This window comes from Mycobacterium sp. SMC-2 (assembly GCF_025263485.1).
In the GTDB taxonomy this organism is placed as follows: Bacteria; Actinomycetota; Actinomycetes; order Mycobacteriales; family Mycobacteriaceae; genus Mycobacterium.
The window spans coordinates 3,982,661-3,998,331 of the sequence record NZ_CP079863.1 but is presented as its reverse complement, the minus strand read 5'-3'; the positions used below and the strand labels follow the sequence as shown (position 1 = coordinate 3,998,331).

15 protein-coding genes and 1 pseudogene are annotated in these 15,671 nt (G+C 69.2%); 12 read left to right on the top strand and 4 right to left on the bottom strand.

The window, feature by feature from the left end; translation table 11 throughout:
* Window positions 1-25: 25 nt before the first annotated feature.
* The gene (locus KXD96_RS18680; protein ID WP_055401014.1) at window positions 26-637 is read right to left on the bottom strand and encodes a heme-copper oxidase subunit III; all 612 of its coding nucleotides are present in this window, start codon (window positions 635-637) and stop codon (window positions 26-28) included.
* A gap of 138 nt (window positions 638-775) precedes the next feature.
* Between KXD96_RS18680 and trpD the strand changes: the two genes are divergently transcribed.
* A complete protein-coding gene (gene trpD, locus KXD96_RS18675) occupies window positions 776-1,858 on the top strand; it encodes an anthranilate phosphoribosyltransferase (RefSeq protein ID WP_260738638.1) in 1,083 nt (360 codons plus the stop codon).
* Here the strand turns inward: trpD and KXD96_RS18670 are convergent.
* Window positions 1,796-3,637: pseudogene (locus tag KXD96_RS18670) on the bottom strand (DEDD exonuclease domain-containing protein); the annotation flags it as partial. The gene trpD and the pseudogene KXD96_RS18670 sit on opposite strands and share 63 nt — an antisense overlap.
* A gap of 169 nt (window positions 3,638-3,806) precedes the next feature.
* Between KXD96_RS18670 and KXD96_RS18665 the strand changes: the two are divergent.
* The 4 genes from KXD96_RS18665 (at window position 3,807) to pimB (ending at window position 7,474) form a co-directional block, all read left to right on the top strand.
* The gene (locus KXD96_RS18665; protein ID WP_260738636.1) at window positions 3,807-4,061 is read left to right on the top strand and encodes a hypothetical protein; all 255 of its coding nucleotides are present in this window, start codon (window positions 3,807-3,809) and stop codon (window positions 4,059-4,061) included.
* Window positions 4,062-4,243: 182 nt separating this feature from the next.
* Window positions 4,244-5,383, top strand: coding sequence for a peptidoglycan hydrolase RipC (ripC, locus tag KXD96_RS18660; RefSeq protein ID WP_260738635.1), 1,140 nt, complete (start codon window positions 4,244-4,246; stop codon window positions 5,381-5,383).
* Between the two features lie 31 nt (window positions 5,384-5,414).
* Window positions 5,415-6,269 (top strand): hypothetical protein, encoded by an 855-nt coding sequence (locus KXD96_RS18655; RefSeq protein WP_260745444.1) that lies wholly within the window; start codon window positions 5,415-5,417, stop codon window positions 6,267-6,269.
* A gap of 47 nt (window positions 6,270-6,316) precedes the next feature.
* Window positions 6,317-7,474 carry a GDP-mannose-dependent alpha-(1-6)-phosphatidylinositol monomannoside mannosyltransferase gene (gene pimB / locus KXD96_RS18650; protein ID WP_260738633.1) on the top strand — a complete coding sequence of 386 codons (1,158 nt, stop codon included), beginning with the start codon at window positions 6,317-6,319 and terminating at the stop codon, window positions 7,472-7,474.
* 12 nt (window positions 7,475-7,486) lie between these two features.
* On the opposite strand, the gene KXD96_RS18645 is transcribed toward pimB, so the two are convergent.
* Window positions 7,487-9,289: a long-chain fatty acid--CoA ligase gene (locus KXD96_RS18645; protein WP_260738632.1), complete on the bottom strand. Its 1,803-nt coding sequence runs from the start codon at window positions 9,287-9,289 to the stop codon at window positions 7,487-7,489.
* A 144-nt stretch (window positions 9,290-9,433) separates the two neighbouring features.
* On the opposite strand from KXD96_RS18645, the gene KXD96_RS18640 reads away from it, so the two are divergent.
* From KXD96_RS18640 to KXD96_RS18620, 5 genes are all read left to right on the top strand, one after another.
* Window positions 9,434-9,823: a polyketide cyclase / dehydrase and lipid transport gene (locus KXD96_RS18640; RefSeq protein WP_260745443.1), complete on the top strand. Its 390-nt coding sequence runs from the start codon at window positions 9,434-9,436 to the stop codon at window positions 9,821-9,823.
* Between the two features lie 115 nt (window positions 9,824-9,938).
* On the top strand, window positions 9,939-10,373 hold the full coding sequence (locus tag KXD96_RS18635; protein WP_260745442.1) for an SRPBCC family protein: 435 nt from the start codon (window positions 9,939-9,941) through the stop codon (window positions 10,371-10,373).
* A gap of 14 nt (window positions 10,374-10,387) precedes the next feature.
* Entirely contained in the window at window positions 10,388-11,638 is a 1,251-nt protein-coding gene (locus tag KXD96_RS18630; RefSeq protein WP_260738630.1) for an ArsA family ATPase, read from the top strand.
* Entirely contained in the window at window positions 11,635-12,015 is a 381-nt protein-coding gene (locus tag KXD96_RS18625) for a hypothetical protein (RefSeq protein ID WP_260738628.1), read from the top strand. Before KXD96_RS18630 ends, KXD96_RS18625 begins: the two co-directional genes overlap by 4 nt.
* 85 nt (window positions 12,016-12,100) lie before the next feature.
* The gene (locus KXD96_RS18620; protein WP_260738624.1) at window positions 12,101-12,838 is read left to right on the top strand and encodes a 1-acyl-sn-glycerol-3-phosphate acyltransferase; all 738 of its coding nucleotides are present in this window, start codon (window positions 12,101-12,103) and stop codon (window positions 12,836-12,838) included.
* A 4-nt stretch (window positions 12,839-12,842) separates the two neighbouring features.
* Here the strand turns inward: KXD96_RS18620 and KXD96_RS18615 are convergent, their stop codons facing one another.
* Entirely contained in the window at window positions 12,843-14,138 is a 1,296-nt protein-coding gene (locus KXD96_RS18615) for a glycosyltransferase 87 family protein (RefSeq protein WP_260738623.1), read from the bottom strand.
* A gap of 91 nt (window positions 14,139-14,229) precedes the next feature.
* Here KXD96_RS18615 and KXD96_RS18610 point away from each other — a divergent pair, with 91 nt between their 5' ends.
* Entirely contained in the window at window positions 14,230-15,114 is an 885-nt protein-coding gene (locus KXD96_RS18610) for a hypothetical protein (RefSeq protein ID WP_396876966.1), read from the top strand.
* A 9-nt stretch (window positions 15,115-15,123) separates the two neighbouring features.
* Window positions 15,124-15,648 carry a polyadenylate-specific 3'-exoribonuclease AS gene (locus KXD96_RS18605; RefSeq protein ID WP_260738621.1) on the top strand — a complete coding sequence of 175 codons (525 nt, stop codon included), beginning with the start codon at window positions 15,124-15,126 and terminating at the stop codon, window positions 15,646-15,648.
* Window positions 15,649-15,671: the final 23 nt, after the last annotated feature.

Genomic DNA, 15,671 nt, shown 5'->3' with positions numbered 1-15,671 from the left:
ATTCCTTCTTGAAGACGCCGGCCTACTAGCGGATGAAATAGATCACGGTGAACAGCGCGATCCACACGATGTCGACGAAATGCCAGTAGTAGGAGACGACGATGCTCGCGGTGGCCTGCGCCGGGGTGAACTTGCTCATCGCGGTGCGGGCCAGCAGGAAGATGAAGGCGATCAAACCGCCCGTGACGTGCAGGCCGTGGAACCCGGTCGCCAGGTAGAACACGCTGCCGTAAGCGCTGCCGGGGATGGTGGTGCCGTGCGTCGCCAGATGGAAGTACTCGTAGCCCTGTCCGCAAACGAAGAACAGGCCCATCAGGAACGTGATCACATACCACCGGCGCAGCCCGAAGACGTCGCCGCGTTCGGCCGCGAACACCCCCATCTGGCAGGTGAACGACGACGCGATCAGCACCAGCGTCACCGGGACGGCCTGATACAGGTTGAGTTCGGTCGGCGGCGGCGGCCACTTCCCGCCGGATTGGGCACGCGCGGTGAAGTACATCGCGAACAGGCCGGCAAAGAACATCAGCTCGCTGGAGAGCCAGACGATGGTGCCGACACTGACCATGTTGGGTCGATTCAACGAATGAACCCGCGACGTGATTGCAGTACCTGAGGTCCCTACAGCGCTGGTCACATCCGCAAGTATGACGCTTTGTAGTTGTTGAACTCCACCCGGGGCGGCATTTGATCTTTTCGCGTCGCGACCGCGTCGGGAGGGGGCGCCTTTCCGAGCCTGTTGGGCGAGGTTCGGTCCTCGTGGGACCATCGGCGCGTGGCTCTGTCATCCGAGGCTTTGTCCCCCGGCGTTTCCGCCGGGGGGCTGTCGTGGCCGCGGGTCCTGGCCCTGTTGACCGAGGGCCGCGACCTGGCGCGCGGCCAGGCTGGCTGGGCCATGGAACAGATCATGACCGGCGACGCCAGCCCGGCCCAGATCGCCGCCTTCGCGGTGGCGATGAAGATGAAGGTTCCCACGTCGGGCGAGGTCAGCGAGCTGGCCGACGTCATGCTCAGCCACGCGCGCCCGATGCCCGCCATCCGGGACGACACCGTGGACATCGTCGGGACCGGCGGCGACGGCGTCGACACCGTCAACCTGTCCACCATGGCGGCGATCGTGGTCGCCGCCGCGGGCGTACCGGTGGTCAAACACGGCAACCGCGCGGCGTCGTCGTTGTCCGGCGGCGCCGACACGCTGGAGGCGCTCGGGCTGCGCATCGAGCAGGAACCCGAGCAGGTCGCGCGGAGCCTGACCGAGGTGGGCATCGGGTTCTGCTTCGCGCCGCTGTTTCACCCGTCGTACCGGCACGCCTCCGCGGCGCGCCGCGAGATCGGCGTCCCGACGGTGTTCAATCTCCTTGGGCCGCTTACCAATCCGGCTAGGCCGCGGGCCGGCTTGATCGGCTGCGCGTTCGCCAACCTGGCCGAGGTGGTGGCGGGGGTGTTCGCCGCGCGCCGGTCCAGCGTGCTGGTGGTGCACGGGGACGACGGGCTCGACGAGTTGACCACGACCACCACCAGCACGATCTGGCGGGTGCAGGCTGGGACGGTGGACAAGCTGACCTTCGATCCGGCCGGATTCGGTTTCCCCCGAGCCGATGTCGGCGATCTGCTGGGCGGTGACGCGCAAACCAACGCGGCGGAGGTGCGTGCGGTGCTTGCCGGCGCCAAGGGCCCCGTGCGGGACGCCGTCGTGCTCAACGCCGCCGGGGCGATCGTCGCCCACGCCGGCCTATCCAGCCGCGCTGAATGGTTGCCGGCGTGGGAGGACGGGCTGCAGCGCGCCAGCGCGGCGATCGATTCCGGTGCGGCCGAACAGTTGCTCGCGCGATGGGTGCGGTTCAGCCAGCAGGTCTGAGTCGCGTTGGGCCGCTTGTTCGTATGCCAGTCGCGCCGAGCGCGCCGAGGCCGCCCACGCCGCCCACGCCCCCGCGGAACGCAGCGGCGAGGCCCAGCCCGCCGCGTCGGGGGAGTCGTCGACACGGACGATGCGCACCCCCGGACCGGACAGCCAGCGCGCGATGAGGGCCGATTCCTCCACCAGCGCACCGCCCAGCGGGGCGGCGGCCGGCAAAATCGCCTGTGCCCCAGCCACAATGGCGTCGACCACCGGCATCGGGGGAACCCCGCGCCTGGCGGCGCCGGCCGCGGCGAGCTGGCCGTGCCGGACGACGGCGAGGTGGTAGCCGCCCTCCCCGTCGGGCGCGGCGGCGATCAGCTCGGGCAGGGCGGTCAGGGCGCGCAACCGCTGGCCGCGCCACAGGATCTCGACGGCCGTGGCCGTGCGGTCGCGCAGGCGCGCGGCGCTCTCGAAATGGTGGCGCTCGGCCAGCGCCGCGATCTGATCCACGGCGGCCGCCAGGGCGGCGTTCTCCAAGCCGTCCACCAGCGCCGCGACGCGCGCCACGGCCGCGGCGTACTGCGTGGCCGTGATGTTGCGGGCCGCGGGGCACGGCGAGACCACCGCCTCGCCGCAGGCCGGCCCGTGCAGCACCGAGCGGCCCAGCCGGGCGGTGCACGTCCGTAGGCCGGTGAAGCGGGCCAGCAGGGCGGCCGTGTCGGCGGCGTCGGCGCGCGACCGAAACGGGCCGACGGCACGGTCATGGCGGGGCGCCCGCACCAACGCGAGCCGCGGGAACGCCTCGTCGGTGAGCGCCACCCACCACCACCGGTGCGGGAACTTCGACCGGCGGTTGTAGGGCGGGGCGTGCGCGGCGAGCAGTCGCAACTCGCGCACGCCGGCCTCCAGCGCGTGGGCGCACTCCACGTGGTCGACCGCGGTGGCCAGGGCGACCATCTCTTTCATCCGGCCGCGCGGGTCGGCGCCGGTGAAGTATTGGCCGACCCGGCGGCGCAGGTCGACGGCGGTGCCGACGTAGAGCACCTCGCCCGAGGGGCCGCGAAACAGGTAGACCCCGGGCCGGCGGGGCAGGCCCTCGGCCAGGACGCGCTTGCGCCGCTGGGCCGGGGTGACGTCCGGCAGATAGCAGCGCAGGTCGGCGTAGGTGTGCACCCCCTGGTTGCCGACCCGCTCGATGAGTGCGTGCAACACGTCGACGGTGGCGCGGGCGTCGTCGAGGGCGCGGTGCGTGGGCTGGGTGGCCACCGCAAACAACCGCGCCAGGGCGGCCAGCCGCACGCTGGGCGCTTCCTCCCGGCTGAGCACCCGGCGGGCCAGCCGCACCGTGCACAGCACCTGTGGCCGGGGCCAGGCGATTTCGCAGCGCTGCGCCGCGGCGCGCAGGAATCCGACGTCGAACCCGGCGTTGTGGGCGACCAGCACTGCCCCGTGGTCCAAGCCAGCGAACTCGAGGAACATCGGCAGCACCGCGTCGATGGTCGGCGCGTCGGACACCATCGCCGTGGTGATGCCGGTCAGCTGCACGATCTGTGGCGGGATGCTGCGCTGCGGGTCGACGAGCGTGGCGAACTCGCCGAGCACGACGCCGCCGCGGACCTTGACCGCCCCAATCTCGGTGATGGCGTCGGGCGGGTTTCCCCCCGTACTTTTCGTCCGCCCACCGGTAGTTTCCAGGTCCACGACCACGAAGGTCGTTTCGCGCAGCGAGACGTCGGCGGCGGCCAAGGACGGCCCCAATTCGGCGAAACTGAGCTGAGTCGCACCACCGGCACCCATGGGCGCGAGGTTAAGCGTGACCACCGACACCCGCGCGGCTTCCCACGCCGGACCGGGCGAGCCTGTCGCCAGCCGAAATGCGGCGCCGGCCGGTTGTCGGTGGCTGCGGTTACCGTTCGGAGAGTCCGACCTGACGTTCGCCAGAGCCTGACCGAGAGGACCGATCCTGATGGCACCAAACAGTGGGCCCGACAGCTACGGCGCGACGGTGCCGGAAGCGGGGGCGCCGGTGGTGATCGACTGCGACGACTGCGCGGTCCGCGGCGCCGGGTGCCGCGATTGCGTAGTGAGCGTGTTACTCGGGGTCCCCGAGACTTTGTTGGAGGACGAATGCGCCGCATTGGCCGTGCTTGCCGATGTGGGCCTGGCACCACGATTGCGGTTGGTGCCTATCCGCCGCGAACGCGATTCTGGCGTGGCTTAAGATGCTTTGCGTGCCAAAGGTTTACGAGACGGTCGGTATTACTCACATGATAATGACAGAAATCTTTCCAATTTCTTAACCGCCCGCTTTGGACAAACGCCGATATCGTTTCGTAACCTGTTTGAGACCTAAACCAGCTCGACGGCGCATGATCGTCGATGGCCGTTTAAGGAAGCAAAATCTTGAGGCTTGACTCTAGATACCCGTTTGCGCGTGTGTGCACACGATTTGCCATCGGGACGCTAGCGGGCCTCACGGTGTTATCCGGTGTCCTTGCCGCGAACGTTTCGGCCGACCCTGCCGATGACGCGCTGGCGAAGCTCAACGAGTTGTCCCGCCAGGCCGAGCAGACCACCGAGGCGATGCACAGCGCGCAGCTCAACCTCAACGACAAATTGGCGGCCCAGCGGGCGGCGGACAAGAAGCACAGCGACGCCCAGGCCGCCGTCGATGCGGCCAGGGCCCGATTGGCGTCGTTCCAGAGCGCCGTCAACAAACTCGCGGCCGCCACCTACATGGGCGGCCGCGTCGACGGCATGACGGCCATGTTGACGGCGGGGTCGCCGCAGGGACTGATCGACAAGTTGGCCATGCAGCGGCAAATGGCGACGCAGATGTCCGACCAGATGAAGAACTTCCGGATCGCCGGCGAGCAGGCCGCCAAGGCCGAGCGGGAGTCCGCCAAGGCCGCCGCCGACGCCAAGAGCGCGGCCGAGCAGGCCGCCGCGGTGCGCGCCAGCCTGCAATCCAAGCAAAGTCAGCTGCAGGTGCAGATAGCCGTCGTCAAGTCGCAGTACGTTTCCCTGACGCCCGAGCAGCGCACCGCGCTGGCCGATCCCGGCCCCGTGCCGGCCGCTGCGCCGGCGCCCGGCGCGCCCGCGCCGGAGGCCGCGCCGCCGCTCGCGGGACAGGCGCCCGGTGCGGTTCCGCCTCCCGGCGGAATGCCCGGGCCCTTCGGTGGCGGGTTCGGCGGCGGTGACCGCGCAACCGTCGTGCAGGCGGCGTTGACCCAGGTCGGTTCGCCGTATGTCTGGGGTGGCGCCGCGCCCGGCGGGTTCGACTGCTCCGGCCTGGTGATGTGGGCCTTCCAGCAGGCCGGTATCTCGCTGCCACACTCCAGCCAGGCGCAGGCCCAAGGCGGCCAACCGGTGGCGGTGTCGGACCTGCAGCCCGGCGACGTGATCACCTTTTATTCCGACGCGTCACATAGCGGCATCTACGTAGGTGACGGCATGGTGATCCATTCCTCCACCTACGGCCAGCCGGTGCGCGTGGTGCCGATGAATGCCGCAGGCCCGATCCACGACGCCCGCCGCTACTAGAGGCCCCGGCCCGCGGCGCCGGCGGCTCATCATGCTGCTGGCCTGGGTGTTCGTCGCCGAACTCGTCGTCGCGGCGGCCGTGCCGCTGCAAGCCGGACGCGGTAGCGGGATCCGGCCCGCCCAGCTGGTCACCCCCGCGCGCAGCCAAGTCAGCGCCGCGACGAAGTCACTGGTCGTCGGTGGCCGCACCGTGCGGCTGACCGGACTCGGCGGTCCGGCCGGCGACCGCTTGCTGTTACGGGTGGCGTCCGGCATCGGCGCCGCGATCAACGCGGTCGAGGCGTTCTGGGGCGTGCACTGGTCGCGCGACATCTTGGTGGTCGCGGCCCACACCGACGAGGAGTTCCGCGCGGCCGCCGGCGGGGGACCGGCGGCGCAGTGGGCCGACATCGCGGCCGTCACGGTGGTCGACCGTGTCGATCCGGCGCACCGGACGGCCGTCGGTGAGCGGATCGTCTTCGCGCCCGGCGCGGCCAACATGACCGAGGGGGCGCTACGAATCGTGTTGGCGCACGAGCTTTTTCACTACGCCGCACGCGCGGACACCGCCCCGGACGCGCCCAGGTGGCTGACCGAGGGCGTGGCCGACTTCGTCGCCCGGCCACGCACTCCGGTGCCCGCCGACGCGCTGCCGGTACCGCTGACGCTGCCCTCGGACGCCGACCTGGACGTGTCCGGGACGCAGCGCTCGCTGGCCTACGACCGCGCGTGGTGGTTCGCGCGGTTCGTCGCGGACACCTACGGGACGGCCAAGCTGCATGACCTGTATCTGGCCGTCTGCGGGGTCGGGCACACCGACGTGGCCGCCGCCGTCCCCGACGTCCTGGCCACAGACACGCCGGGCCTGCTCGTGCATTGGCACGACTGGCTGACCCACTCGGGCTGACCGATGCCCCGCACGGACCGTGTCCGCAGCCAGGCTAGCCTGGCGCAGTGAGTCGGGTCCTGCTGGTAACCAACGACTTTCCGCCCCGACGGGGCGGCATCCAATCGTACCTAAGTGACTTCGTCGGTCGGCTCGTTGATGCCGGGGCGCATTCGGTGACGGTGTACGCGCCGCAATGGAAGGGCGCCGCCGCCTTCGACGACGCGGCGCAGGCGGCCGGCTATCGCGTGGTCCGGCACCCAGGCACCCTGATGCTGCCCGGGCCGGCGGTGGACGCCCGGATGCGCCGGCTGATCGCCGACAACGACATCGACACCGTCTGGTTCGGCGCGGCGGCGCCGCTGGCGCTGCTGGCGCAGCGCGCCCGCCAGGCCGGGGCGGCCCGGGTGGTGGCCAGCACGCACGGCCACGAAGTGGGCTGGTCGATGCTTCCGGTCGCGCGGTCGGTGCTGCGCCGCATCGGTGACACCACCGACGTCGTGACGTTCGTCAGCCGCTACACCCGCGATCGGTTCGCGTCGGCCTTCGGGCCCAACGCCTCGCTGGAATACCTGCCGCCCGGGGTCAACACCGACCGATTCCACCCCGACCCGGCGGCCGGCGCCGCCCTGCGTGAGCGCTATCGGCTGGGTGAGCGGCCCACGGTCGTGTGCGTGTCCCGACTGGTCCCGCGCAAGGGCCAGGACACGCTGATCAAGGCGCTGCCGTCGATCCGGCAACGCGTCGACGGCGCCGCCCTGGTCATCGTCGGCGGCGGCCCCTACCTGGAATCGCTGCGCAGGCTGGCCCGCCAATGCGGGGTGGCCGAGCATGTGACGTTCACCGGGGGGGTGCCGTCCGCCGAACTGCCCGCACACCATGCGCTGGCCGACGTCTTCGCGATGCCGTGTCGCACCCGTGGCGGCGGTCTGGACGTCGAGGGCCTGGGCATCGTCTTCCTGGAGGCATCCGCGACCGGCAAGCCGGTGATCGCCGGCGACTCCGGCGGCGCCCCAGAAGCCGTGCAGCACAACAAGACTGGGCTCGTGGTCGATGGACGCTCGCTGACCGCGGTCGTTGGGGCCGTCGCGGAGCTGCTCAACGACCGGGAGCGGGCCGCCGCCATGGGCGCGGCCGGACGCGAGTGGGTGACGGCCCAGTGGCGGTGGGACACACTCGCGGCTCGGCTGGCCGATCTTCTGCGCGGTGACGATGCGGGCGGCTGAGGCGCGGGGCCGCTACTCCTGTTCGTAGATCCAGTCGATGTCGGAGGCGAACTTCTCGGCCACCACGTTGCGCTTGACCTTCATCGTCGGTGTCAGCTCACCGGTGTCTTCGGTGAAGTCGACCGGCAGGATGCGGAACTTGCGGATGGACTCGGCGTGCGACACCGCCTGGTTGGCCTGCTTGACGGCCGCGTCCACCTCGGCGACCAGGTCCGGGTCGTTGGCCAGATCGGCCACCGAAGCGCCGGCCGCCTTGTGGTTGCGTTCCTTCCAGGCGACAAACGCCTCGGGGTCGATGGTGATCAGCGCGCCGATGAACGGCTTGGCGTCGCCGACCACCATGGCCTGGCTGATCAGCGCGTGCGCCCGCAGCTGGTCTTCGAGCACGGCTGGGGCGACGTTCTTGCCGCCGGCGGTGACGATGATCTCCTTCTTGCGGCCGGTGATCTTCAAAAAGCCGTCCTCGTCGAGCGTGCCGAGATCGCCCGTCTTGAACCAGCCGTCGGTGAAAGCATCGTTGGTGGCCTGCTCGTTGCGCCAGTAGCCGTTGAACACCACGCCGCCGCGCACCAGCAGCTCGCCGTCCTCGGCGACGCGGATGCTGTTGCCCGGCAACAACGTTCCGACCGTCCCGATCCGCACGTTGCCGACCTGATTGACCGTGATGGCCGAGCTGGTCTCCGTCAGGCCGTAACCCTCGTGGATGGTCAGGCCCACACCCCGGTAGAAGTGGCCCAGCCGCGCGCCCAGCGGGGCGCCACCCGAGACGGACGCGTGGCATTCACCGCCGAGGGCGGCGCGCAACTTGTGATAGACCAGCCGGTCGAACAACGCATGCTTGGCGCGCAGCACCAGCCCGGGTCGCCCGCCGTCCTGCGCCTGGCTCCAGTCGACCGCGGTTTGCACGGCGGCGGCGAAGATCCGCCCCTTGCCGTCGTTGACCGCGTTCTGCTCGGCGGTGTTGTAGACCTTCTCGAACACCCGCGGCACCGACACCACCACCGTCGGCTTGAACACGGCGAACATCGGCAGCAGGTTCCTGATGTCGCTGGTGAACCCGACGGTCACTTTGTTGGCGAACGCCGAGAGCGTCAGCGAGCGTGCCAGCACGTGGGCCAGCGGCAGGAAAACCAGCAGCCGCTGCCCCTCGTCCAGCAGGGTGGGCAGGCACTCCTTGGCGCCCCGGGACTCGTAGAGCAGGTTGGAGTGGGTGAGTTGGCAGCCCTTGGGCCGCCCGGTGGTGCCCGAGGTGTAGATCAGCGTCGCCGGGTCGTCGGCGCGCAGCGCCTCCTGGCGGGCGGTGATCTCGGCGGGCTCGACCGACGCGCCGGCCTCGGCGAGCTGATCGAGCGCCTTCGGGCCCGAGCCGTCGATGTGCAGCACGCGGCGCAGCGCGGGCAGCTCGGCGGTGAGTTCGGTGATTATCGCGGCGTGCGCGTCGGTCTCGGCGAACGCCAACACCGCCTCGGAGTCCTGCAGCACCCAGCGCACCTGCTCGGCCGACGACGTCTCGTATATCGGCACGGTGACCGCCCCGACGGACAGGATCGCGAGGTCGATGATCGCCCACTCGTAGCGGGTCGCCGAGAAGATGGACACCCGGTCACCGGCCTGCACCCCGAGCCCGATCAGGCCCAGCGCCGCGGAGCGAACCTGGTCGGCTACCTCCGCGCAGGTGACGTCGGTCCAGACGCCGTCAACCTGACGCCGGAAGATGACGAAGCCCGGGTCTGACTGCTCGTGCTGGAAGACCATGGCCGCGATGTTGTCGTGCTCGCCGACGGAGAAGCGGGCGGGGACACTGTACTCACGCACTCTTACTGACCTCGTTTTGGCTTGGGCTCCCGTTGCGGGAGCCGGCTTATTGTCGTCCAGCCTAATCCGCGCATTCGTGCAGGAACGGTGGCACTGTGTCCGGCCTGGGCGCGGCGACCCGGATCGGTGTGTGAAGCTGAGATGGTGAACAGTATCCAGATCGCGGACGAGACGTTTGTTGCCGCCGACGGAGCGCGGGTCGGTGCCGCGGTCGCCGACCGGTCGTGCTGGCGTCGCTGGTGGCCGGACCTGCGGTTGGAGGTCGTCGAGGATCGGGCCGACAAGGGCATCCGGTGGACGGTCACCGGCGCGTTGACCGGCACCATGGAGATCTGGCTGGAACCGTCTTTGGACGGGGTCGTGCTGCACTACTTCCTGCACGCCGAGCCGAGCGGCGTGGCGGCCTGGCAGTTGGCCAAGCTCAATCTGGCGAAGATGACACACCGCCGTCGGGTGGCGGGCAAGAAAATGGCCTTCGAGGTCAAGACGACACTGGAACGTTCACGCCCGGTCGGAGTTTCTCCGGTAGTTTAGCCGGGTCAGGTTTGCGGGGAGAGTACGTTCGGGACCGAAGGCCCGGGGGTCGGACCCGCACGGTAGTTTCCCCGCCGGCGGCGTCGACCGCTTGCGGGAGAGAGGGCAGTACCAGGTGGCGGAGAAGACGTCGCAAACCATCTACATCGAGGCCGACCCGGGCACGGTGATGGACGTCATCGCGGACATCGATTCCTACCCGCAGTGGATCTCGGAATACCGGGAAGCCGAGGTCCAGGAGACGGACGCCGACGGCTACCCGAAAGTCGCGCGGGTGGTGCTCGACGCCGCCGTGCTCAAGGACACGCTGGTCATGTCCTACCAGTGGCCCAAGGACCGGCAATCGGTCAGCTGGTCGCTTGTCTCCAGCTCGCTGCTGCGTTCCCTGGAAGGCACATATCGGTTGGTGCCCAAGGGATCTGGCACCGAGGTGACCTACGAGCTCTCGGTCGACCTGGCCATCCCCATGATCGGTTTGCTCAAGCGCAAGGCCGAGCGCCGGTTGACCGACACCGCGTTGAAGGATCTGAAGAAACGAGTCGAGGGCTGAGTGGGTCGCGCGAAGTGCGGGCGTCCACCCCGGCCCGGATCAGTCTCTTCGTCGGCAAGGGCGGGGTAGGAAAATCCACGCTGGCCTGCGCCACGGCGGTCGGCGCCGCGAGCGCGGGACAGCGGGTGCTGGTGGTGTCCACCGACCAGGCGCACTCGCTCGGCGACGTGTTCGGGGTTCCCGTCCCGCCGAGTCGGGCCGAGCTGGTTCGGGTGCTGGCGGACGACGAGCAGGCCGGCGGCGGTTTTCTCGACGCGCTGGCGTTGGACACGTTGTCCCTGCTCGAGGCCCGCTGGCGCGACGTGGTCGACACGCTGGATCGGCGGTTTGGAGATTCGGAGCTCAGTACCATTGCGCCGGAGGAGCTTTCGGCACTGCCGGGTGTTCAGGAAGTCCTCGGGCTGCACGCCGTCGGTGAGCTGGCCGCCTCCGGAAGTTGGGATCGCATCGTCGTCGACTGCGCCTCGACGGCCGACGCGCTGCGGATGTTGACCCTGCCGGCCACCTTCGGGCTCTACGTCGAGCGCGCATGGCCGCGTCATCGCCGGCTGTCCGTCGGCGCCGACGACACCCGGTCGGCGGCGGTGGTGGAACTCCTGGAGCGCATCAGCGCCAGCGTGGAGGGGCTCAGCGCGCTGCTGACCGACGGCGATTTGGTCAGCGCGCATTTGGTGTTGACTCCCGAGCGGGTGGTCGCGGCCGAAGCCGCCCGGACGCTGGGTTCGCTGGCCCTGATGGGTGTGCGCGTCGAGGAACTGATCGTCAATCAGGTTCTGGCCGAAGACGAGTCTTACGAATACCGCAACCTGCCGGAGCACCCCGCGTTTTACTGGTACGCCGAACGCATTTCCGAACAACGTGGTGTTCTCGAGGAACTCGACGCCACCATTGGTGAGGTTGCCCTGGTGATGACTCCGCACCTGTCCGGGGAGCCGATCGGCGCCAAGGCGCTGGGCGCATTGCTCGACAGTGCCCGCCGACGTGGCGGGGCCGCCCCGCCGGGACCGTTGCGGCCGACGGTGGACCTGGAATCCGGAACAGGACTTGGTTCCATTTACCGAATGCGGCTAGCGTTACCGCAACTCGATCCCTCGGGGCTGAACCTGGGGCGCGTCGACGACGACCTGATCATCAGCGCGGGCGGATTGCGGCGCAGGGTTCGGTTGGCCTCCGTACTCCGGCGGTGCACCGTGCTGGACGCGCACCTGCGGGGTAGCGAGTTGACAGTCCGATTTCGACCAGACCCGGAGGTGTGGCCTAAGTGAGTGGGGCTCATCCCGAGATCGGTCCGGAGCTGCGCAGGCTTGCCCAGGCCATCCTGGACGGAATCGACCCGGCGATGCGGACGGCGGCCGCGCTGACGGCCGGCCGGGGCGTCGGAACCGGCAAGTGTCAGCAGGTGTGGTGTCCGGTGTGCGCGCTCGCCGCGTTGGCGACCGGCGATCAGCACCCGCTGATCACCGTGATCGCCGACCACAGCATCGCCCTGCTCGAGGTGATCCGCGCCATGCTCGACGACATCAACGGCGCGGCGAAACCGCCACCCGACGGTCCGCCCGGCGATGGTGCCACCGAGACGGAGGCTTCAGACGCCGCGACCAGGACGCGGTATCAGCACATCCCGGTCACCGTCGAGGAGTGACCGGGCTGCGCCCGAAGGTGGTCCCTTCCCCATGCGATGGGTACAGTTGGCGCAGAACACCGGCGGGCGGGCGAGAGGGAGGGCCATGTGGTACTGGCTATTCAAGTACGTACTCCTCGGCCCGTTGCTGTACTTGCTCGGTCGGCCAAAAGTCGAAGGCCTGGAACACATTCCGAGTTCCGGCCCGGCGATCTTGGCCAGTAACCACCTGGCGGTGATGGACAGCTTCTATCTGCCGTTGGTGGTGCGTCGCCGGATCACCTTCCTGGCGAAAGCCGAGTACTTCACCGGAACCGGCTTGAAGGGCTGGTTTCAGCGCTGGTTTTTCACCGCGGTGGGCCAGGTGCCGATCGACCGGACCGATGCCGACAGCGCGCAGGCCGCGCTGAACACAGCCGAAAGGCTGCTATCGGCGGGCAAGTTGCTGGGCATGTACCCCGAAGGCACCCGTTCGCCGGACGGCCGGCTGTACAAGGGCAAGACCGGCCTGGCGCGCCTGGCGCTGCACACCGGGGTGCCGGTGATCCCGGTGGCCATGATCGGCACCAACGTCGTCAACCCGCCCGGCACGAACATGCTGCGCTTCGGGCGGGTCACCGTGCGCTTCGGCGAGCCGATGGACTTTTCCCGCTTCGAAGGGCTGGCCGGCAACCGCTTCATCGAGCGGGCCGTCACCGACGAGGTGATCTACGAGCTGATGGGGCTCTCCGGCCAGGAGTACGTGGACATCTACGCCGCCAGCATCAAGGAAAACCACAACGGCTCGGCCGGTCAGGAATCCAACGGCCAGGCCGCACGGATCCCCGAGACCGCCGTCGGTTGAGCGACTAGCCGACCGTTGTCACCGGCGTCAATTGCCGCGGCGCGGAATCCGTCGCGGGCTTGCGGGCGGTGACCGTCAGCCCGGATGCGACGAGGACCGCCAGCGCCCACCACACGTAGGACATCCCGGCGAGCTGGCGCCACCAGACCGCCGTCGCCTCGTGATGCTTGGGCAGCAGGTCGATCGTCGACCATCGCATCAGCGCCACCCCCGCAACGCCGACCACGGCCAGCGCCGCGTTGCGGCGCCGCCAGGCCAGCACGGCGAGCACCACGACCGTCGGCAACCCCCACACCCAGTGGTGCGACCACGAGACCGGCGACACCACCAACCCGAACAGTGCCACGCACACCACCGCCAGCGCGGGCTCGTCGGCCCGCAGCACCCTGCGCATCGCCCATACGGTGAGCGCGAGCACGACCAGCGAGGCCGCCACCCACAACAGGAAGCGCTGCTGCTCGCCCAGCCCGAGCCGGGCCAGCGCCCCGGCGATGTTTTGATCGGTGTTCAACGCCGCCTCGCCGATGCGATCGGTGTGCTGCAGCGTGTGCGTCCAGTACTCCCACGAATCGCTCCATGCCAGAACGAAACCGAGCGCCGTGGCCACCACGAACGACGCCAGCGCGGTCAGTGCCGCGCGGTTGTCACGACGCAGCAGGAAGTAAAGCAGGAACACCGCCGGCGTCAGTTTGAGCGCTATGCCCAGGCCCAGCAGCAGGCCCCGCGGCCACGGTGTGCGGCGCGGCAGGCAGTCGGCGATCACCAGGGTCATCAGCACGACGTTGATCTGGCCGAAGGCGAAGTTCGAGGTGATCGGTTCCAGCCACACCGTCGCCGCCACGGTGATGATGATGGCCAGCCAGCAGCGGCGCAGCCACGCCGGGCCGGGCAGCGCCGTCGAGGCGGCCCAGACGTCGAGGCGGGTCAGCGCGATCACCGTCGACACAATCAGCAGCACCAGGGTCAACACCGTGATCGCGACGCTGGCGGCCGGCATGTGCAGCCAGGCGAACGGGCAGAACACGATCGCGGCCAGCGGGGGATAGGTGAATGGCAGATTGAGCCCGATCGGTGTGTGGAACAACACGTTCCCGTGGTACAGCGAATGCCCCTGCATCCAGGCTTGCGCACCCATCTGATACACGTCGATGTCGATGCGATAGGGCGTGTGCCCGAACAGTTGCCAGGAAACGTAGCCCAGGCCCGCCGCCGCCAGCAGCCACAGCCCGCACCACAACAGGGCCTGCCCGGGCCCACGTTTGCTTGAGAAGCCCACGCCGGGCGCCCGCCATCTACTCATGTCGCACAACAGCGTAATCGGTGTTCGGACGTGGCAGGTGGCCCAGCGCGGCTCCCGCCGGGTCGACGCCCGCAGGCGTAGCTTTTCTAGGGTGCTCCACTGGTTCGTGCCGCGGGTGACGCACTGGTTCGCGCACGACATCCTCGACCGTGGCCGGTTGCCCCTGCTGTGCTGCCTGGTGGCGTTCATCCTGACGTTCTTCGTCACGCGAACGTTCGTGCGCTTCATCCGCCACCGATCCGAGGCCGGCAGCCCGGCCAGATGGTGGCACCCCCGCAACGTCCATGTCGGCGGGGTCCATATCCACCACGTGACGTTCGGCGTGGTGTTGGTGTTGCTCTCCGGGCTGACGTTGGTCACCCTGTCGGTCAATGGCCATGAGCCCGAATTCACCTTTAGCGCAATCCTTTTCGGGGTCGGCGCCGCCCTGGTGCTCGACGAGTATGCATTGATCCTGCACCTGTCCGACGTCTACTGGGAAGAGGACGGGCGCACGTCGGTGGACGCCGTGTTCGCCGCGGTGGGAGTGGCCGGGTTGTTGATCATGGGCCTGCATCCGCTGATGTTCTTCCTGCCGATCTGGGAAGGCGCCGATTCGTGGCCGCTGCGGGCCGCGGTTGCCGGCGCTTTGGTGCTGACGCTGCCGCTGGCCGTGGTGGTGGTGCTCAAGGGCAAGGTGTGGACCGGTTTGCTCGGCATGTTCATCGTCGTCCTGCTGGTGATCGGTGCGATCCGGCTGTCCCGCCCGCACGCGCCGTGGGCCCGCTGGCGATACACCACCCAACCGGAGAAGATGCGGCGCGCGCTGCAACGGGAACGGACGCTGCGCCGCCCGGTCGTGCGGGCCAAGCTCTACCTGCAGTGTGCGATCGCCGGCACGCCCCGGTTGCCCGATGAACGCACCGTCGACGCCCAACTCGACCACGAGGTGCACCCCGCGCCGCCGCCCACGGGGCCGATCCTGATCAGCCGATAAGCTGCGGCGGTGCGGTACTTCTACGACACTGAATTCATCGAGGACGGCCGCACCATCGAGTTGATATCGATCGGCGTGGTGGCCGAGGATGGCCGGGAGTATTACGCCGTGTCCACGGAATTCGATCCGGAGCGCGCCGGTGGCTGGGTGCGCGCCAACGTGCTGCCCAAGTTGCCTCCCCCGGCGTCGCAGCTGTGGCGCTCACGCAGCCAGATCCGCACGGACCTGGAGGAGTTCTTCGGCGTCGACGGCGACGAGCCGATCGAATTGTGGGCGTGGGTCGGTGCCTACGACCACGTGGTCTTGTGCCAGCTGTGGGGCACGATGCCCGAGTTGCCGCGGGCGTTGCCCCGCTTCACCCGGGACCTGCGGCAATTGTGGGAGGACCGGGGGTGCCCGCCGATGCCGCCGCGCTCGCGCGACGCCCACGACGCGCTGGTCGACGCCCGCGACCAGCTGCGGAGATTCCGGCTGATCACCGCGGCGCACGCGGATGCCCCCCGGGGGCGATCCGAAGGGGAAGCCCCGGACTGAGCCCGCCCGGACGGCGTTCGCCC

Excerpts from the sequence above, each read along its gene's own strand:
- KXD96_RS18620 (WP_260738624.1), top strand. The coding sequence starts at position 12,101 with ATGTGGTACTGGCTATTCAAGTACGTACTCCTCGGCCCGTTGCTGTAC.
- KXD96_RS18615 (WP_260738623.1), bottom strand. The coding sequence starts at position 14,138 with ATGAGTAGATGGCGGGCGCCCGGCGTGGGCTTCTCAAGCAAACGTGGG.
- KXD96_RS18665 (WP_260738636.1), top strand. The coding sequence starts at position 3,807 with ATGGCACCAAACAGTGGGCCCGACAGCTACGGCGCGACGGTGCCGGAA.
- KXD96_RS18655 (WP_260745444.1), top strand. The coding sequence starts at position 5,415 with ATGCTGCTGGCCTGGGTGTTCGTCGCCGAACTCGTCGTCGCGGCGGCC.